Source organism: Arthrobacter sp. B3I4 (assembly GCF_030816855.1).
Lineage (GTDB): Bacteria > Actinomycetota > Actinomycetes > Actinomycetales > Micrococcaceae > Arthrobacter.
On the sequence record NZ_JAUSYK010000001.1, the window covers coordinates 2,093,189 to 2,109,160 of the forward strand.

General features: G+C 68.4%; 11 protein-coding genes, 2 tRNA genes and 1 pseudogene. 10 read left to right on the plus strand and 4 right to left on the minus strand.

Translation table 11 applies throughout. The features are described from left to right. Positions 1 to 102 precede the first annotated feature (102 nt). The gene (gltX, locus tag QFZ61_RS09860; protein WP_307035564.1) at positions 103 to 1,650 is read left to right on the plus strand and encodes a glutamate--tRNA ligase; all 1,548 of its coding nucleotides are present in this window, start codon (positions 103 to 105) and stop codon (positions 1,648 to 1,650) included. Continuing rightward, positions 1,650 to 2,423 carry an HAD family hydrolase gene (locus QFZ61_RS09865; RefSeq protein WP_307035566.1) on the plus strand — a complete coding sequence of 258 codons (774 nt, stop codon included), beginning with the start codon at positions 1,650 to 1,652 and terminating at the stop codon, positions 2,421 to 2,423. Before gltX ends, QFZ61_RS09865 begins: the two co-directional genes overlap by 1 nt. Before the next feature lie 78 nt (positions 2,424 to 2,501). On the opposite strand, the gene QFZ61_RS09870 is transcribed toward QFZ61_RS09865, so the two are convergent. After that, on the minus strand, positions 2,502 to 4,016 hold the full coding sequence (locus QFZ61_RS09870) for a hypothetical protein (protein WP_307035568.1): 1,515 nt from the start codon (positions 4,014 to 4,016) through the stop codon (positions 2,502 to 2,504). Positions 4,017 to 4,356: 340 nt separating this feature from the next. Between QFZ61_RS09870 and QFZ61_RS09875 the strand changes: the two genes are divergently transcribed. The 4 genes from QFZ61_RS09875 to QFZ61_RS09890 all read left to right on the plus strand — a co-directional run bounded on the left by QFZ61_RS09875 (position 4,357) and on the right by QFZ61_RS09890 (position 8,138). Beyond that, positions 4,357 to 4,428 (plus strand) — tRNA-Gln (locus tag QFZ61_RS09875). A gap of 129 nt (positions 4,429 to 4,557) precedes the next feature. Next, positions 4,558 to 4,633 (plus strand) — tRNA-Glu (locus QFZ61_RS09880). A gap of 110 nt (positions 4,634 to 4,743) precedes the next feature. Next, positions 4,744 to 6,525, plus strand: coding sequence for a dynamin family protein (locus tag QFZ61_RS09885; protein ID WP_307035570.1), 1,782 nt, complete (start codon positions 4,744 to 4,746; stop codon positions 6,523 to 6,525). Then, positions 6,522 to 8,138 carry a GTPase gene (locus QFZ61_RS09890; RefSeq protein ID WP_307035572.1) on the plus strand — a complete coding sequence of 539 codons (1,617 nt, stop codon included), beginning with the start codon at positions 6,522 to 6,524 and terminating at the stop codon, positions 8,136 to 8,138. Before QFZ61_RS09885 ends, QFZ61_RS09890 begins: the two co-directional genes overlap by 4 nt. A 37-nt stretch (positions 8,139 to 8,175) precedes the next feature. On the opposite strand, the gene QFZ61_RS09895 is transcribed toward QFZ61_RS09890, so the two are convergent. Both QFZ61_RS09895 and QFZ61_RS09900 read right to left on the minus strand, forming a co-directional pair. Continuing rightward, positions 8,176 to 8,721 (minus strand): DUF1697 domain-containing protein, encoded by a 546-nt coding sequence (locus QFZ61_RS09895; RefSeq protein WP_307035574.1) that lies wholly within the window; start codon positions 8,719 to 8,721, stop codon positions 8,176 to 8,178. 38 nt (positions 8,722 to 8,759) lie between these two features. Then, the gene (locus tag QFZ61_RS09900; protein ID WP_056738264.1) at positions 8,760 to 9,479 is read right to left on the minus strand and encodes an IclR family transcriptional regulator; all 720 of its coding nucleotides are present in this window, start codon (positions 9,477 to 9,479) and stop codon (positions 8,760 to 8,762) included. Positions 9,480 to 9,626: 147 nt separating this feature from the next. On the opposite strand from QFZ61_RS09900, the gene leuC reads away from it, so the two are divergent. Next, complete coding sequence (gene leuC, locus QFZ61_RS09905; protein WP_307035577.1) at positions 9,627 to 11,081, plus strand: 3-isopropylmalate dehydratase large subunit; 1,455 nt, start codon at positions 9,627 to 9,629, stop codon at positions 11,079 to 11,081. A gap of 74 nt (positions 11,082 to 11,155) precedes the next feature. Then, positions 11,156 to 11,758, plus strand: coding sequence for a 3-isopropylmalate dehydratase small subunit (leuD, locus tag QFZ61_RS09910; RefSeq protein ID WP_307035579.1), 603 nt, complete (start codon positions 11,156 to 11,158; stop codon positions 11,756 to 11,758). 240 nt (positions 11,759 to 11,998) lie between these two features. On the opposite strand, the pseudogene QFZ61_RS09915 reads toward leuD, so the two are convergent. Further along, positions 11,999 to 13,358, minus strand: a pseudogene (locus tag QFZ61_RS09915) (HNH endonuclease); the annotation flags it as partial. 245 nt (positions 13,359 to 13,603) lie between these two features. Here QFZ61_RS09915 and QFZ61_RS09920 point away from each other — a divergent pair. Together QFZ61_RS09920 and murA are read left to right on the plus strand one after the other, a co-directional pair. Further along, on the plus strand, positions 13,604 to 14,512 hold the full coding sequence (locus QFZ61_RS09920) for a CPBP family intramembrane glutamic endopeptidase (RefSeq protein WP_307035581.1): 909 nt from the start codon (positions 13,604 to 13,606) through the stop codon (positions 14,510 to 14,512). A 129-nt stretch (positions 14,513 to 14,641) separates the two neighbouring features. Then, a complete protein-coding gene (murA, locus tag QFZ61_RS09925; RefSeq protein ID WP_307035583.1) occupies positions 14,642 to 15,967 on the plus strand; it encodes a UDP-N-acetylglucosamine 1-carboxyvinyltransferase in 1,326 nt (441 codons plus the stop codon). The last annotated feature ends 5 nt before the right edge of the window (positions 15,968 to 15,972 follow it).

A 15,972-nucleotide genomic window follows, 5' to 3' on the forward strand; every position in this document is an offset into this window, starting at 1 on the left:
AAAGCGCGCCGGTTCCGGACAGCCGCACCGTAGACCCTCGGTGCGGCTGTCCGTTTCCGTAGCGAAATCCGACGGCGGGCAGGCGGTAAAGTTGGTACCACTATGACTACTCCCACCGCGCCCGACGCCGTCTCCAGTACTGCCACCACGGAACTGACCCGTGAAGCCCCCCGCGAAGTCACCGAGGAAACCCCGGTCCGGGTCCGGTTCTGCCCGTCACCGACCGGCACCCCGCACGTCGGCTTGATCCGCACGGCCCTGTTCAACTGGGCCCACGCAAAGCACACCAAGGGCACGTTCGTCTTCCGGATCGAGGACACGGACGCGGCCCGGGACTCGGAGGAGAGCTACCAGCAGCTGCTGGAGGCGCTGAAGTGGCTCGGCATCAGCTGGGAAGAGGGCGTGGAAGTCGGCGGCCCGCACGAGCCCTACCGCCAGTCGCAGCGCCTGGAGCTCTACAAGGATGTCGTCGCCAAGCTGCTGGAGGCCGGCTACGCCTACGAGTGCTACTCCTCCCCGGACGAAGTTGAAGCCCGGCACCGTGCCGCCGGCCGTGACCCGAAGCTCGGCTATGACAACTTTGACCGCAACCTTTCCGAGGAACAGGTGGCCGCGTTCCAGGCTGAGGGCCGCAAGCCGGTGCTCCGCGTGCGGATGCCGGACGAGGACGTCACCTTCACCGACATGGTCCGCGGCGACATCACGTTCAAAGCCGGCAGCATCCCGGATTACGTGATCGTCCGCGCCGACGGTTCCCCGCTGTACACCCTGGTCAACCCGGTCGATGACGCCCTGATGGGTATCACGCATGTGCTGCGCGGCGAGGACCTGCTGTCCTCCACCCCCCGCCAGGTGGTGCTGTTCCGCGCGCTGATGGACATCGGCGTCGCCAGCTACCTGCCCGAGTTCGGCCACCTCCCGTACGTGATGGGCGAGGGCAACAAGAAGCTCTCCAAGCGCGATCCGCAGTCCAACCTCTTCCTGCTCCGGGACCGCGGCTTCATCCCCGAGGGCCTGCTGAACTACCTGTCCCTGCTGGGCTGGAGCCTCTCCGCGGACGAGGACATCTTCACCGTCGAGCAGCTGATCGAGAACTTCGACGTCCACGACGTGCTCGCCAACCCGGCCCGCTTCGACATCAAGAAGGCCGAAGCCATCAACGGCACGCACATCCGCATGCTCGACGCCGAGGACTTCCGCGGCCGCCTCGTCCCGTACCTGCAGGCCGCCGGGCTGGTGGGGGACAGCCTCACCGCCCGTGAGGAAGAGATCCTGGCAGAGGCGGCGCCGCTGATCCAGGAGCGCATCTCGCTGCTGGGCGAGGCCCCGGAGATGCTCGCCTTCCTGTTCAAGGCCGACGACGCCGTCGACGTCGCCGACGACGCGCGCAAGGGCCTGCCGGAGAACCTCGCCGAGGTCCTCGACGCCGCCCTGGCCGCCCTCGAGCCGATCACCGAGTGGACCGCGGAGAACATCCAGGCCGCGCTCAAGGAAGCCCTCGTGGAAGGGCTCGGCGTCAAGCCGCGCCTGGCCTTCGGTCCGGTCCGCACCGCGGTGTCCGGCCGCCGGATCTCCCCGCCGCTGTTCGAGTCCATGGTCATCCTGGGTAAGGACTCGTCCCTGGCCCGGCTTCGCGCCTTCCGCGGCTGATGGCGTCCGCACCGCAGGCCCAGACGGGCGCCCAGACAAGCTCCCGGCCCAGTGAACTGAGCGGCGAACTGACCGGTGCGCTTGCCGGAATCCGCGGCGTGCTGTTCGACATCGACGACACCCTGGTGGACCTGGAGTTCGCCATGACGTCCGCGCTGCGCGGTGTGAGCGAGCACCTGCTGCCGGGCCTGGATGACGATGAGTGGGAGAAGTTCGGCCGGATCTTCACCCGCGAAACCACGCACTACTATGACCGCTACCTGGCCGGTGAGCTGACCTTCAATGAGCAGCGGCTGCTGCGCGGCCGGGCCGCACTGGGACACTTCGGCGTCGAGCTCGAGGAGGGGGAAGCGGCCCATCACTGGGTCAGTTCCTACGCCAGCCTCCAGCACAGCTACATCCGCCCCTTCGACGATGTCATGCCGCTGCTGGACGCCCTGGACGCTGCCGGCGTTCCCTATGGCGCGGTCAGCAACAATGTCCACGACTACCAGCGGGTGAAGCTGGACGCCGCCGGGCTTGAGCGCATCGGGGTGCTGGTCGGCACCGACACTCTAGGCGTGCCCAAACCGGATCCGGCGATCTACCTGGAGGGTGTGCGCCTGCTCGGCACCGGCCCGGGGGAGACGCTGTACATCGGCGACAACCGCCTGCTTGACGCGGAGGGGTCGACGGCGGCGGGCCTGCGCGGCGTCTGGCTGAACCGCGGCGGGGAACCGGCGCCGGGCTTCGCCGGCCGCGAGGTTGCCTCGCTGCTGGACCTGCTGGGCTAAAACTCCCGCATCAGCGAACAGCCCCCAGGAGAGCCACGTTCTCCTGGGGGCTGCTGCCTTGGCTCAGGCCGCTGGCGGTCAGTCGCGCAGTTGCGCGAACCGCCGCTTCCGCAGTGCCAGGTAAGCACCCACGGCCCCCAGGCCCAGGAGCGTTACCAGGCCCAGGGCCACGGCGACGTCGTTCTTGATCATGTTCGACGGCGAGACCGCGGCGGCGCTGGAGTACAGCGTGCCGGTGCCCGCAGCGATCTGGGCGTTGCCGTCGGCCAGCTTGTCCGCGCCGGTGGACAGCTGGCTGGAACCGGAGGCCAGCTTGGTGTTGCCGTCGGAGAGTTCCGAGGCGCCGGATGCCAGCGCTGTCGAACCGTTCAGCAGGCCCGGGTTGGCCGGATCGGACGGATCGCCCTTAATGCCGGCATTCAGTGCGAGCGTGCCGTCGGCCAGCCGGGAGCTGCCGTCGGTCATCTTTGCTGTCGCCTTGAGCAGGCCGGGGTGCTCGGGGTCCCCGGGTACCCCGTCCATGCCGACGCGGATCTTGGCGGTGCCGTCTGCCAGCAGCTGGGTGCCCAGAACGACGCCCGGGTTGTTGGGATCGCGGCTGTTGAGCTTGGCCGCAAGGGTGGCAAAGCCGGCGGTGAGCTTTCCGGTTCCGGCGTGCAGCTGGCCGGCGCCGGTGTCCAGCTGGGCGGCTCCGCTCTGCAGCTGGGCTGCGCCGGTATTGAGCTGGCCCGCTCCCGCGTTCACCTGGGCCGCCCCTGCCTGCAGCTGGAAGGCGCCGGCGTCCAGCTTCTGCGCCCCGGCGAGGATCTTGGCAATCTTGTCCTTGACTACGGCCATGGGCACCAGTCCCTGCACAGGATCGTTGGCCGCGGCGTTCAACTGCTCGAGGGCCTGGGCGAGGGCCGCGGTTCCGGTCCCTGCCTCCGGGTTGTTGTTCGCGCCGCGGTAGCCCTTGAGCTGGTTGGTCCCGGCGGCGAGCTGGTTGGTCCCTGCCGCGAGCTTGCTGGTGCCGGCCGCAAGTTCATTAGTGCCGGCCGCGAGCCGGCCGGTCCCGTCGGCCAGCTGCCCGGCACCGGCGTTCAACTGGGTGGCGCCATCCGCGAGGTTGTTTTCGGCGTTGCCACCGGCCGTCGGAGTGAGGGCGGCCGAGAGCTGGACGGCGCCGGCGGCCAGTTTCTGGGCGCCGGCGTCGACCTGGTACACGCCGGGCGCCAGCTTGTTGTTGACGTCCGTTTCGATCTTGACGGCACCCTCGGCCAGCTGGCCGGCGCCTTCCTGCAACTGGTCAGCGCCCGGGGCGAGCTTGCCCGCAATTCCGGCGTGGATCTTCGCAGCCCCATCCGAGAGTTTGCCCGCTCCGGTATCGGCCTGGCCGGCTCCGGTGGCCAGCTTGCCCGCGCCGTCCTTCAGTTGCTGCGCTCCCGCGGCAGCCTGGCCGGCCCCGTCGTTCAGCTTTGCCGACCCGTCCGTGATCCGCCCGGTGACCAGGGTGTAGAACCCAAGCAACGCGATCAGGAGCAACGCCAGAATGGCGATGGCTATTTGCTGGGCGCGGGTACGGGGCGGTGCGGCGGCGACACGACTCTGTGGCACAGGTTGTTCCTCTCGACGATCTCCCCGGCAGCGGCTCTGCTGGCGGGCCAGGCATGTGATGCAGCTAACAGTTGAAATTGGCCGTTGTTCTCCCGCAACTGGGTTGGGGGAGGTGGGTTACTCGCTGGTAACTTACCGAGCGTAAACTTATCCCCGTCGGAATTGCAAGGGTTTTTGCTGCTCTGCACGAAAAAAGCGGGAAGGCTGCAGCGTGGACAGCGCCGACGGCGACGCGGCGGGGTCGATTTGTGCCGGACAAAAGTGTCGGGTAAAGTAATTACTCGTGCTGAGGCGCTGGGAGCGCGGGTTTGGACCTGCGGAACCGGCGCAAAAGTTCCATTGGGATATGGTGTAATTGGCAACACTACGGTTTCTGGTACCGTCATTCTAGGTTCGAGTCCTGGTATCCCAGCTCTGAAAAAACCGCGGATTCTAGCGGCGAATCAGGGGTTCCAAAGCGGCCTGGCCGATTTGGAACGCGGGCTGAGTGTGTGAAATACTCACTGAGCTTGAACGGCAGAGATGCTGTTTGGAAGTGCAGGGCCCCATCGTATAGCGGCCTAGTACGCTGCCCTCTCACGGCGGTAACGCGGGTTCGAATCCCGCTGGGGTCACCACCGAAACGGCCCCGGACATCAGTCCGGGGCCGTTTCTCGTTCCCATCCATGGACGGCGCGCGCCGCCTGCCCCACGGCCCGCGGGCGGATCCAACTGGCATGATGATGCAGTGAGTTCCAACGAAAGCACCGGCCGGTCCGGGCAAACATCACCCGCCGCACGGCAGGCTTCCGCCGTCGAACTGCTCGAAGCGGTGCGGGGCGAGCTGTCCGCCGTGTCGCTTCCCCTGGCCCTGCCCGGCGCGGAAAACGCCCGGCTTGAAATCAGCCACGCCCTGGCCCAGCTCGAGGACTACATCCTGCCCCGTTACCGCAGTCTCGACGCGCCGCTGCTGGCCGTCGTCGGCGGCTCCACCGGTGCCGGCAAGTCCACCCTCGTCAACGGGCTCGTCGGGCACCCGGTGACGCGGGCCGGGGCTATCCGCCCCACCACCCGCCAGCCCATCCTGCTGCACCACCCGGACGACGCCGCCTGGTTCGAAGACCAGCGGGTCCTGCCGAGCCTGAGCCGCATCCGCGGAACGGTGGTTGCCTCGCCGTTGCCGGCGCACCAGGCAGGCCCCACGCCGGACGCCGCCGCAATCACCTCCCTCGTGCTGGCCGCGGACCCGGCGGTGCCGCCAGGAATTGCGCTGCTGGACGCTCCCGACGTCGATTCCATCTCCGACGACAACCGCAGACTGGCAGGCCAGCTGCTCGCTGCCGCAGATCTGTGGGTGTTTGTCACCACCGCCAACCGGTACGCCGACGCCGTGCCGTGGCGGCTGCTCCTCGATGCAGCCTCGCGGGACATCCTGGTGGCCGTCGTGCTGGACCGGGTACCACCGGCAGCCGAGGAGGAGGTCGCGACCGACCTGAGGTCCATGCTGAGCCGGGAGGGGCTGGGCTCGGCCCGGCTCTTTGTCGTTCCGGAAGTGGCGCTGGATGCCATGGGCATGCTGCCCCCTCACGCGGTGGAGCCGCTGCGGGGCTGGCTCCAGGAACTCGCTGCCGATGCCGCCGGCCGCGCGGACATCGCCCGCCGGACCCTCAACGGCACCGTCAAGGCGCTGGGCGGCCGGGTCGACGCCGTCGCCGAGGCCGTGACGGCGCAACACCGAGCGGCGGCTCTGCTCGCCAGGAACGTCGACGGCGCCTACCACGGCGCCGGGGTGCGCATCCTGGACGCCACCCGTGACGGCGCGCTGCTTCGCGGCGAAGTCCTGGCCCGCTGGCAGGACTTCGTCGGCACCGGGGAGTTCTTCCGGGTAATGGAACAGAACATCGGCCGGCTGCGGGACCGTATGGGCGCCTTCTTCCGGGGCGAGCCGACGCCGGCCGTCCGGGTGGAGACCGCGATCGAAACCGGCCTGCAGGCAGTCATCGTTGACGAAGCGGCCAACGCGGCCGAGGAAGCCGACCAACGCTGGCGCGCGGACCCGGCCGGCCGTCGGCTGCTGGGCAACGACGACCTGTCCGGCGCCAGCGAGGGCTTCTCCGACGTCGTCGCCGCCGAGATCCGGGCCTGGCAGGGCAGCCTGATGGAACTCATCCGCACTGAAGGCCAGGGCAAACGAACCCAGGCGCGCTGGCTTTCCTTCGGCATCAACGGCCTCGGCGCGGCGCTCATGATTGTGGTGTTTTCCATGACCGCAGGCCTGACCGGGCTCGAAATCGGCGTCGCCGGCGGCACCGCCGTCGTGGGCCAGCGCGTCCTGGAAGCGGTCTTCGGTGAGGATGCCGTCCGCCGGCTGGCCAAAACCGCACGCGATGACCTGCAGGCGCGCTGCGAGCGGCTGCTGCAGGCGGAAAAGCAGCGCTTTCTGGTCAGACTTGACGTGGCGGACGGCGTTCCGCCGGATGAACTCACTGCCCGCGCGGCGGACCTGGCCCGGGTGGCGGCTTCCGCATGAGCCGCCACGGCGCTGCCCGCGAGACTTCACAACTGGACCGGCGGCTGGAAGCCCTGGACGAAGCACGGCAACTCGCCGACGGCGCCCTGCCGGATGACACCCTGGACGAGGTGCTTCAGGTGCTGGAGCGGGCGAGTTCCCGGCGGTCCCTGTCCGCCGACCACACCGTGGTGGGCTTCTTCGGGGCGACCGGAAGTGGCAAATCCTCGCTCTTCAACGCTGTCAGCGGGGCGGAGCTCGCGACGGCGGCAGCGCGCCGCCCGACGACGTCGGAACCGCTCGCTGGCGTCTGGGGCGCCGAGGGCAGCGACGAACTGCTCGACTGGCTGGACGTCCGCACCCGGCACCACGCCACCGCCGTGCCGGGCTTCGCCGAGGAGAGCACGGGCCTGATCCTGCTCGATCTGCCCGACTTCGACTCCACCCGCGCTGAAAACCGGGAAATCGTGCAACGCATGGTGGGGCTCGTGGACGTGCTGGTCTGGGTACTGGATCCGCAGAAGTACGCCGACGCTGCGGTGCACAATGATTTCCTGGCGCCGCTCGCCTCGCACGCGGCCGTCACCCTCGTGGTGCTCAATCAGGTGGACCGGCTGCCGGAGCACGAGGTCCGCCCGGTGCTGGAGTCGCTCAAGGCCATCCTTGCCAGGGACGGGCTCGGGAAGGTGCAGGTGCTCGGCGCCTCGGCGCTTGTGGGCACCGGCGTGGACAAGGTGCGGGCCGCCATCCGCCAGGTCGCCATGCAGCGGCGTGCACTCTCGCAACGGCTCGCCGCCGACGTTGACCGGGCGTCCGCACGGCTCGCCGCCGCTTCAGGCCCGGGGGAGGCGGCCGGCGTCCGGTCCGGCACGCGGGACCGGTTGTCCTCGGAACTGGCCGTCGCCGCAAATGTGCCGCTGGTGGTGGACGCCGTAGCGCGCTCCTACCGGCAGGAAGCCATCCGCCGCACCGGCTGGCCGGTCACGCGCTGGCTGGTGAGGTTCCGGCCAGACCCGCTGCGGCGGTTGAATCTGCGCCGGACAGGGGAGCGGCCGGAGTTGAACCGGACCTCGCTGCCGCCTGCCGGGGCACCGGAACGGGCCCGGACGGATGCGGCTGTGCGGGAGTTTGCCGACGCGGCGTCCGAGGGCGCACCCGGCCCGTGGCGCGCCGTCATCCGCGGAGCCGCCCGGGAAGGCCGTGAGCAGCTCCCCGACGCGCTGGACCAGGCGATCGCGGGGACCGAGTTGAAAGCCGGGCAGCGTTCCTGGTGGTGGACGGCCTTCAACGTGATCCAGTGGCTGGGCCTGCTCGTCGCCGTCGGCGGTCTTGGCTGGCTCGGCGTGCTTGCTGGACTGGGCTACTTCCAGCTGCCGGTACCGGAGGTACCGCGGGTGGAGGGCTGGCCGGTGCCGACCGTGCTGGTGGCCGGGGGCGCGCTGCTGGGGATCGTCCTGGCACTTGCGGCGAGATTCATCGCCGGCGCGGCGGCACGAGCCCGGGCCAGGGCCGCGCGCAGGCGGCTGGGCGCCTCGGTGGACGCCGTCGCGCAGGACCTGGTGGTGGAACCGGTGGAGCTTGAGGTCAGCCGTCTCAAGTCCTTCAACGCAGCACTAAAATCGGCCGCTGGGTAGAGGGGGCCGACGGCGGCAGGCCGGTTGCGGCGTGCCTCTATGCTGCACCGAGCTGCGCGGCCGCGTCCCGGACCTTCACCAGCGTGCGCAGGTTCCGCGTGGTGGTGCTGGCCTTGTACTTCGGCTTGGCGGAGAGCTTGCTGAACGGGCTGTCCAGCGTTCCGCCGGCGGGTGCGAGCCAGGCCATGGCCTCCGGCCCCAGCCGGGTGAGTTCGACGCCGTCCAGCGCCGCGCCGGCGTCGTAAAGATCCGAGAGCACGGCGGTGTCCGAGGACAAGGTGACGTAGCTGTGGGTGCTGGCGTCATCGGCCGGGTAGGGGCAGGCCTCGACCAGGGCCGCGACGCGGTCCGCCGTCAGCACCACCACCCAGGCGTCATAGCCGAACGTCTCGCGGAGGCAGGCTTCGAACTCGGCCTTCACCCCGGCGGCCGGCAGGTCACTGGACAATACGACGTTGCCGCTGGCTAGCAGGGTTTTCACGGCCGAGAAGGGACGCGATTTCAGTGCTTCCTTGAGGTCGGCCATTTTGATGGTGATGCCGCCGACGTTGACGCCGCGCAGGAAGACCGCATAGCTGTTCATGCGCACAGCCTAGCGCCGGCACAGGACCTGCGTGGGGATTAGTCGTTGGTCTTGCGCAGCGCCTCGGTCAGCACGCGTGCGGCGTTGCAGACCACCTCGGCGTGCAGGCGGCCCGGCTGGCGGGTCAACCGCTCGATTGGGCCGGAGATGGACACCGCGGCGATCACGCGGCCGGACGGCCCGCGGACCGGAGCCGAAACGGAAGCGACCCCCGGCTCACGCTCGCCGAGGCTCTGGGCCCAGCCCCGACGTCGCACTCCGGCCAGGACGGTGGGTGTGAAACGGGCGGCTTGGAGGCCCTCGAGCAGACGGTCGTGGTCTTCCCAGGCCAGCAGCACCTGGGCTGCGGAGCCTGCCTTCATTGACAGCTGGGTGCCGACCGGGATGGTGTCCCGAAGGCCGATGGGCCGTTCGGCGGAGGCGACGCAGACACGCCATTCGCCCTGGCGGCGGAAAATCTGTGCGCTCTCGCCGGTGGCGTCGCGCAACTGCATCAGCACCGGCCCGGCGGACGCGATGAGCCGGTCTTCCCCGGCGGCTGAGGCGAGCTCCACCAGGCGGCTGCCGAGGACGAAGCGGCCCTGGATGTCACGGCTCACCAGGCGGTGGTGGACCAGCGCCAGTGCCAGCCGGTGGACCGTGGGCCGGGCGAGACCGGTGGCGGCCACGAGCTGTGCCAGGGTGGTGGGCCCGGCCTCAAGCGCGTCGAGCACATGGGCCGCTTTATCAATGACGCCGACGCCACTAGAATTGTCCATGTAATGATATTGCCGTCTCAATATCTGAGATGCAAATCATTGCGCTGGCGAATTGGGTGGCAGGGCTGGTTCAGTGGACAGCAACAACCCCGCCGGACTCGAGCTGGCGTGGACTGGCAGCGAAAACCGCAGTGAAGGGAGCAGGCCGTGGCAAAGACATTGGCCGAGAAAGTCTGGGACGCGCACGTGGTGCGCAAGGGGGACGGCGAAGGCGCCAACGCCCAGCCCGACCTCCTCTTCATTGACCTTCACCTGGTGCATGAGGTGACGTCGCCGCAGGCGTTTGAGGGTCTGCGGCTGGCCGGCCGCAAGCTGCGCCGGCCGGACCTGACGATCGCCACCGAGGACCACAACACCCCGACCCTGGCGATCGACAAGCCTATCGCGGACCTCACGAGCCGGACCCAGATTGAGACGTTGCGTAACAATTGCAAGGAATTCGGGGTGCGGCTGCACTCCCTGGGCGACGCGGAGCAGGGCATTGTGCACGTCGTCGGCCCGCAGCTGGGCCTGACCCAGCCGGGCATGACTGTGGTCTGCGGTGACTCGCACACGTCCACGCACGGCGCGTTCGGGGCGCTTGCGATGGGAATCGGCACCTCGGAGGTCGAGCACGTCATGGCGACCCAGACACTGTCGCTGAAGCCGTTCAAGACCATGGCCATTAACGTCGAGGGCACGTTGCGCCCTGGCGTGTCGGCCAAGGACATCATCCTGGCTGTGATCGCGAAGATCGGCACCGGCGGCGGCCAGGGCTACGTGCTGGAGTACCGTGGCTCTGCGATCCGTGCGCTGTCCATGGAAGCGCGGATGACGATCTGCAACATGTCCATCGAGGCGGGCGCCCGGGCGGGGCTGGTCGCCCCGGACCAGACCACCTATGACTACATGCAGGGCCGTCCGCATGCCCCGCAGGGCGCGGACTGGGATGCCGCCGTCGAGTACTGGAACACGCTGCGTTCGGACGACGACGCCGTCTTCGACGCCCAAGTGGATCTCGACGCCGACACCCTCGAGCCGTTCGTCACCTGGGGCACCAACCCCGGGCAGGGCGTCTCCTTGTCCGCGAAGGTGCCGTCGCCGGCGGACTTCGGTGATGAGAACGCCAAGGCCGCGGCCGAGCGTGCCCTGCAGTACATGGGCCTTGAGGCCGGCACGCCGATGAAGGACATCAGGGTCGACACCGTTTTTCTGGGTTCCTGCACGAACTCCCGGATGGAGGACCTCCGGTTGGCTGCGGACATCGTCCGCGGCCGGACGAAGGACCCGAACGTCCGGATGCTCGTGGTGCCCGGTTCCGCCCGGGTCCGGCTCGAGGCAGAGGCCGAGGGCCTGGACAAGGTCTTCACCGACTTCGGCGCCGAGTGGCGGTTCGCAGGCTGCTCGATGTGCCTGGGCATGAACCCGGACCAGCTGGAGGTGGGGGAGCGCTGCGCGTCCACCTCCAACCGCAACTTTGAAGGCCGTCAGGGCAAGGGCGGGCGCACGCACCTCGTCTCACCCGTCGTGGCGGCGGCGACGGCGGTGCGCGGCACGCTGAGCTCCCCGTCGGACCTCGAACCTGAGCCCGTATCCGCCGGACACCGTACCGCAACGGCATAACCCCGCCGCTTCCGCGCCGCGCGGCATTGACGCAGGCTGCACGCACCGATCCCACCGCTTAAGAAGGATCCGCCATGGAAAAGTTCACCACCCACACCGGAATTGGTGTCCCGCTGCGCCAGAGCAACGTTGACACCGACCAGATCATCCCCGCTGTGTACCTCAAGCGCATCACCCGGACGGGGTTCGAGGACGCCCTCTTTTCGGCCTGGCGCAAGGACCCGGCGTTCATCCTGAACCAGGCACCGTTCAGCGCCGGCTCCGTGCTGGTCGCCGGGCCGGACTTCGGCACGGGCTCCTCCCGCGAGCACGCCGTCTGGGCGCTGAAGGACTATGGCTTCAAGGCCGTCCTGTCCTCCCGTTTCGCTGACATCTTCCGGGGCAACTCCGGCAAGCAGGGCCTGCTGGCAGCCGAACTGGCCCAGGACGACATTGAACTCATCTGGAAGGTGCTGGAAAACGCCCCCGGAATCGAGGTCAAGGTCGACCTGGCCTCCAAGACCGTCGAGTGCGGCAACGTCGTCGCGCCGTTCGAGATCGATGACTACACCCGCTGGCGGCTGCTGGAGGGACTGGATGACATCGGCCTGACTCTGCAACACGAGGAAGACATCACCGCCTACGAGGCGACACGCCCCGCCTTCAAGCCGACCACGCTGCCGGCCAGGCTGTCCTGAGTTTCTCACTTGGACCGCTTTGACACCGCCGCCGGGCTGATGCCCGGCGGCGGTGTGGTTTGGCTGGGTGGTTTAAGGAGCGAATCCCAGGCCACGCGACCGTTGCTCGGCGGGATCATGCTTCCCCGCAGGGCCGGCCCTGCGCTGCCGACTCCGCCGTAGCCCGGAGGGGTCCTTCCGCTTTCGTCTGCCGGCCGTCAGCACGATGCGCAGCGTCACTTCTGCCGCAGACTCAGGTGCCCTGCTGCTGGCCGTTCCGGGGAGGGCGGGTGCGGTGGAGGAGTAGGTGTGGCCGGTGGGGGTGGTGAGTTCGAGGGTGTGTCGGCCGGGTCCGGGTCTGGGTTGGGCGTTCCAGCCGGGGGTTTCTTTGGTGTGGTTGCAGGCTTCGCAGAGTCCGGCGCCGTTGCTGGAGGTGGTCGGTCCGTCGTTGTGCCAGGGGATGATGTGGTCCAGGTGCCGGATGGGGGCGTCGCAGTAGGGTGTGCGGCAGGTGTCGTCGCGGGTTTGGATGAACCGGCGCAGTCCGGGTGGGAAGATGCGGGCGCGGGAGTCCATGGCGACGAGTTCGCCGGTCGCGGGGGCGGTGTAGAGCCGCCGGACCCAGGTCGCGAAGGCCGGATCGTCCCTGCTGTCACCCGGGGCGTCCCCGTGGCCACCCGAGCCGCCCGCGTCGCCGCTGGCACCCGCGCCGCCCGGGCTGTCGTTGCGGCCGACGCTGCTGCCGGGGTTCTTGACCGTGCCCGACCTGTTGAGGAGTTCGCGGGCCCAGCCGGCGGGGACGATGCCGTAGCCGGGGAGCCGGGCGGGTTCGCTGTCGGCTTGGAGGAGGGTGCGGTCGGTCATGACGAGTTGGATTTCGACTCCGTTGATCCCGCCGGGTGTGCCGGTGGTGCGTTCGACGAGGGTGTCGGCCATGAGCTGGCCGCGGGTGCGGGGGTCTCCGCCGGAGCGGAGGGTGTCGGAGTGCCGGGTGAGGGCCGCGTACAGGGCGACGCCCTGGCCCACGGGCAGCAGGGCGGTGAGGTAGCACATGGTGTCCGGGGCGGGGCGGAGACTGACGTGGCGTTCGGTCGCGGCGTGCGCGGCGCGCTGGGTGACGGAGCGGGGGTCGCGGCGGTAGGCGGCGGCGCGGGCTGCGGCGGTGATGGCCCGGTCCCCGGCGCCGTCGAAGGTGCCGGTGTCGGGGGGCGAGTTCTTCGTCCACGGCGGTCCGGTCGGCGGCGGGCAGGCAGGCGGTTTCCCGGACCAGGAGGGTCGCACGCCATTCATTCAACTGCCCGGTTTCGAGGGCGGTGAGGGTGTGCGGCATTTCGGTGACGAGGGCTTTCGCCAGGCCGAGGAGCCGGCCGCCTTTGGCCGGGGATTCCCGCCGGGCCAGGGCGATCTGGGCCGCGACCCCGGCCCCGAGCTGGTCGGCCGGTACCCCGGCGGCGGCTTGTTCACGCCGCTGGGCCAGGTCAAACGCGACCGCGAGCCGGGCCTGACGCGCAGCCAAGGCCGACTTTAGATCCTCCAGCTGGCGAGTTTCGTCAATGAACCCGGCGGCACTGCCCGGTGCAGGGAGCTCGGCGAGAATGCGGGTCACGTCCGCGACCGTCATCTCTTTCGTCCCGCCCACTTCGGGCTTCTGCTTGCCGTCCATGATTCAACTAAACCAGCGGGGTCCGACAATATAAGGCCGCAGGCTGCGACAAAGCCGTAAGAGGCCCCAAGGGATTGACGTTGCCGCTTTACCGCGTCCGAAGCTGCGAGCCGCGGCCGTCTTCCCCTAACGGTGCAACGAGAAGAATATGGAACTGGAGGCAGCTGAGGGGAGGCCATAGCAGCGGAGGAAGGGCAGCTGAGATGGACGCGAATGCTGTTTCACACTGGCGCACCTGGGCCTGGATTACGTGGTTGGTAGCCGCGATGCTGTTATTGGCGTTCCTTGACCTAACGGTCCATGCGGTGGTCGTCAGTTCGACGGCGCTGGTGCTGGCCGCGGTATCTGGGCCCGCCGGATGGCGGAGGCAAAAGTTCGACAAACTTGATCTCACCGTCGTGGCGGTGCTGTACGTTGCCGTCGTCGTCCTCTTTCGGGTCGCCTTCACGGTCTTCACGGCCACGAACGTGCTGGGCCTATTCCTATGCTTCGGCACAGGATTGACCCTGGGAGTCGCGGGTCCGGTGTTCTACACGGTCCGGCGCGGCAGGCACTTGTCCGATTTGGGATTGTGGCTGGGTAACTGGAAACAGGCCGTGGGCCTTGGGCTGGTGTTGGCGGCGATTCAGTTTGCCGTCACGCTTTTGGGCTACCCGTTGCCGACGCCGGTTGATTGGGTGCCGCTGCTGGTCATGTCCTTAACGGTGGGTGCCTTTGAGACCATATTCTTCCGCGGATTCGTCCAAACCCGTCTGAGTGCCAGCCTTGGCCAGGTTCCCGGCGTGGGTGCCGCCGCGACACTCTATGCCGTCTATCACGTCGGCTACGGCATGGGCGGCGAAGGAATGGTCTTCCTCTTCGGATTGGGCGTCATTTACGCTGTCGCCTACGCTCTGACGCGCAACTTCCTCGTGCTCTGGCCCCTGCTCACCCCGCTCGGATCGTTCTTCAACAACCTCAACGGCGGAGAGATTGAGCTGCCCTGGGAGTCGATTCTGGGGTTTGCTGACGTTCTGGGTCTTATGGCTGCGTCGGTCTGGCTGGGCCACCGGATGCTTCGGCGCAGCGCCCGCCGTCGGGCAGTAGCAGGACAACGCGCACAGCGGCCCTGACCTGCCGCTGTGACGCAATCGGCAGGCGCCCCGGCGCGTCCCGTATTTCAGATCGGTAACGCGACCTCCTATGCTTAGCGGGAGCCTTTGTAAGGATTTGGGGGCGAGTAGTCGTGAGGAAACTGGTAAATGAGTAGTGTTCTGACAATCCGCGGAGGCGTCCCGCTGACCGGCCGCGTCACCGTCCGCGGGGCCAAGAATCTTGTCCCCAAGGCGATGGTCGCCGCCCTGCTGGGCAACGAACCGTCCGTGTTGCGCAACGTTCCTGAGATCAAGGACGTTGAGGTTGTCACCAGCCTGCTCCAGCTGCACGGCGTGACGGTGGACAAGGACCCGGTCACCGGGGACCTGACCCTGGACCCCACGAATGCGAAGACCGCCTCGCACACGGCCATTGACGCGCACGCCGGCGATTCGCGCATCCCGATCCTGTTGTGCGGACCCTTGATCCACGCCATCGGTGAAGCGTTCATCCCGGACCTCGGTGGCTGCAAGATCGGTGACCGCCCGATCGACTACCACCTCAACGTGCTGCGCCAGTTCGGCGCCGTCGTGGAGAAGCGCCCGGGCGGGATCCACATTTCCGCGCCCGGCGGCCTCAAGGGTGCCAAGATCGCCCTGCCCTACCCGTCCGTCGGCGCGACCGAGCAGGTCCTGCTCAGCGCCACCCGCGCCGAGGGAATCACGGAACTGTCCGGCGCGGCCACCGAACCGGAAATCGTCGACCTCATCGCCGTGCTGCAGAAGATGGGCGCCATCATCAGCGTCCAGACCGACCGCACTATCCGCATCGAGGGCGTCCAGGACCTGGGCGGCTACAACCACCGGGCCCTGTCCGACCGCAACGAGTCGGCGTCCTGGGCCTCCGCAGCCCTGGTGACCCGCGGCGACATCTTCGTAGAAGGCGCCACCCAGCGCGACATGATGACGTTCCTGAACACCTACCGCAAGGTGGGCGGCGGCATGGACATCCGCGACGATGGCATCCGCTTCTACCACCCGGGCGGCAAACTCAGCCCGCTGGTCCTCGAAACGGATGTGCACCCCGGGTTCATGACCGACTGGCAGCAGCCGCTCGTCGTGGCTCTGACGCAGGCGGAGGGCGTGTCGATCGTGCACGAGACCGTCTACGAAAACCGCTTCGGCTTTACCGACGCCCTGATCCGCATGGGGGCCAACATTCAGGTCCACCGCGAGTGCCTTGGCAGTGTCCCGTGCCGCTTTGGCCAGCGGAACTTCCTGCACTCGGCGGTCATCTCCGGCCCTACCCAGCTCAAAGGCACCGACATCGACGTCCCGGACCTGCGCGGCGGCTTCAGCCACCTGATCGCAGCCCTGGCCGCCACGGGCACCTCGCGTGTCACCGGTATCGACATCATCAACCGCGGCTACGAGCGGTTCACTGAAAAGCTCGCCGGCCTGGGCGCCGATTTCGACATTACGTCGGCGCGGTAGCGGGG

Coding starts and splice junctions, on each gene's coding strand:
- QFZ61_RS09865 (WP_307035566.1), top strand. CDS start 1,650: ATGGCGTCCGCACCGCAGGCCCAGACGGGCGCCCAGACAAGCTCCCGG.
- murA (WP_307035583.1), top strand. CDS start 14,642: ATGAGTAGTGTTCTGACAATCCGCGGAGGCGTCCCGCTGACCGGCCGC.
- QFZ61_RS09920 (WP_307035581.1), top strand. CDS start 13,604: ATGGACGCGAATGCTGTTTCACACTGGCGCACCTGGGCCTGGATTACG.
- QFZ61_RS09890 (WP_307035572.1), top strand. CDS start 6,522: ATGAGCCGCCACGGCGCTGCCCGCGAGACTTCACAACTGGACCGGCGG.
- gltX (WP_307035564.1), top strand. CDS start 103: ATGACTACTCCCACCGCGCCCGACGCCGTCTCCAGTACTGCCACCACG.
- QFZ61_RS09895 (WP_307035574.1), bottom strand. CDS start 8,721: ATGAACAGCTATGCGGTCTTCCTGCGCGGCGTCAACGTCGGCGGCATC.
- leuD (WP_307035579.1), top strand. CDS start 11,156: ATGGAAAAGTTCACCACCCACACCGGAATTGGTGTCCCGCTGCGCCAG.
- QFZ61_RS09900 (WP_056738264.1), bottom strand. CDS start 9,479: ATGGACAATTCTAGTGGCGTCGGCGTCATTGATAAAGCGGCCCATGTG.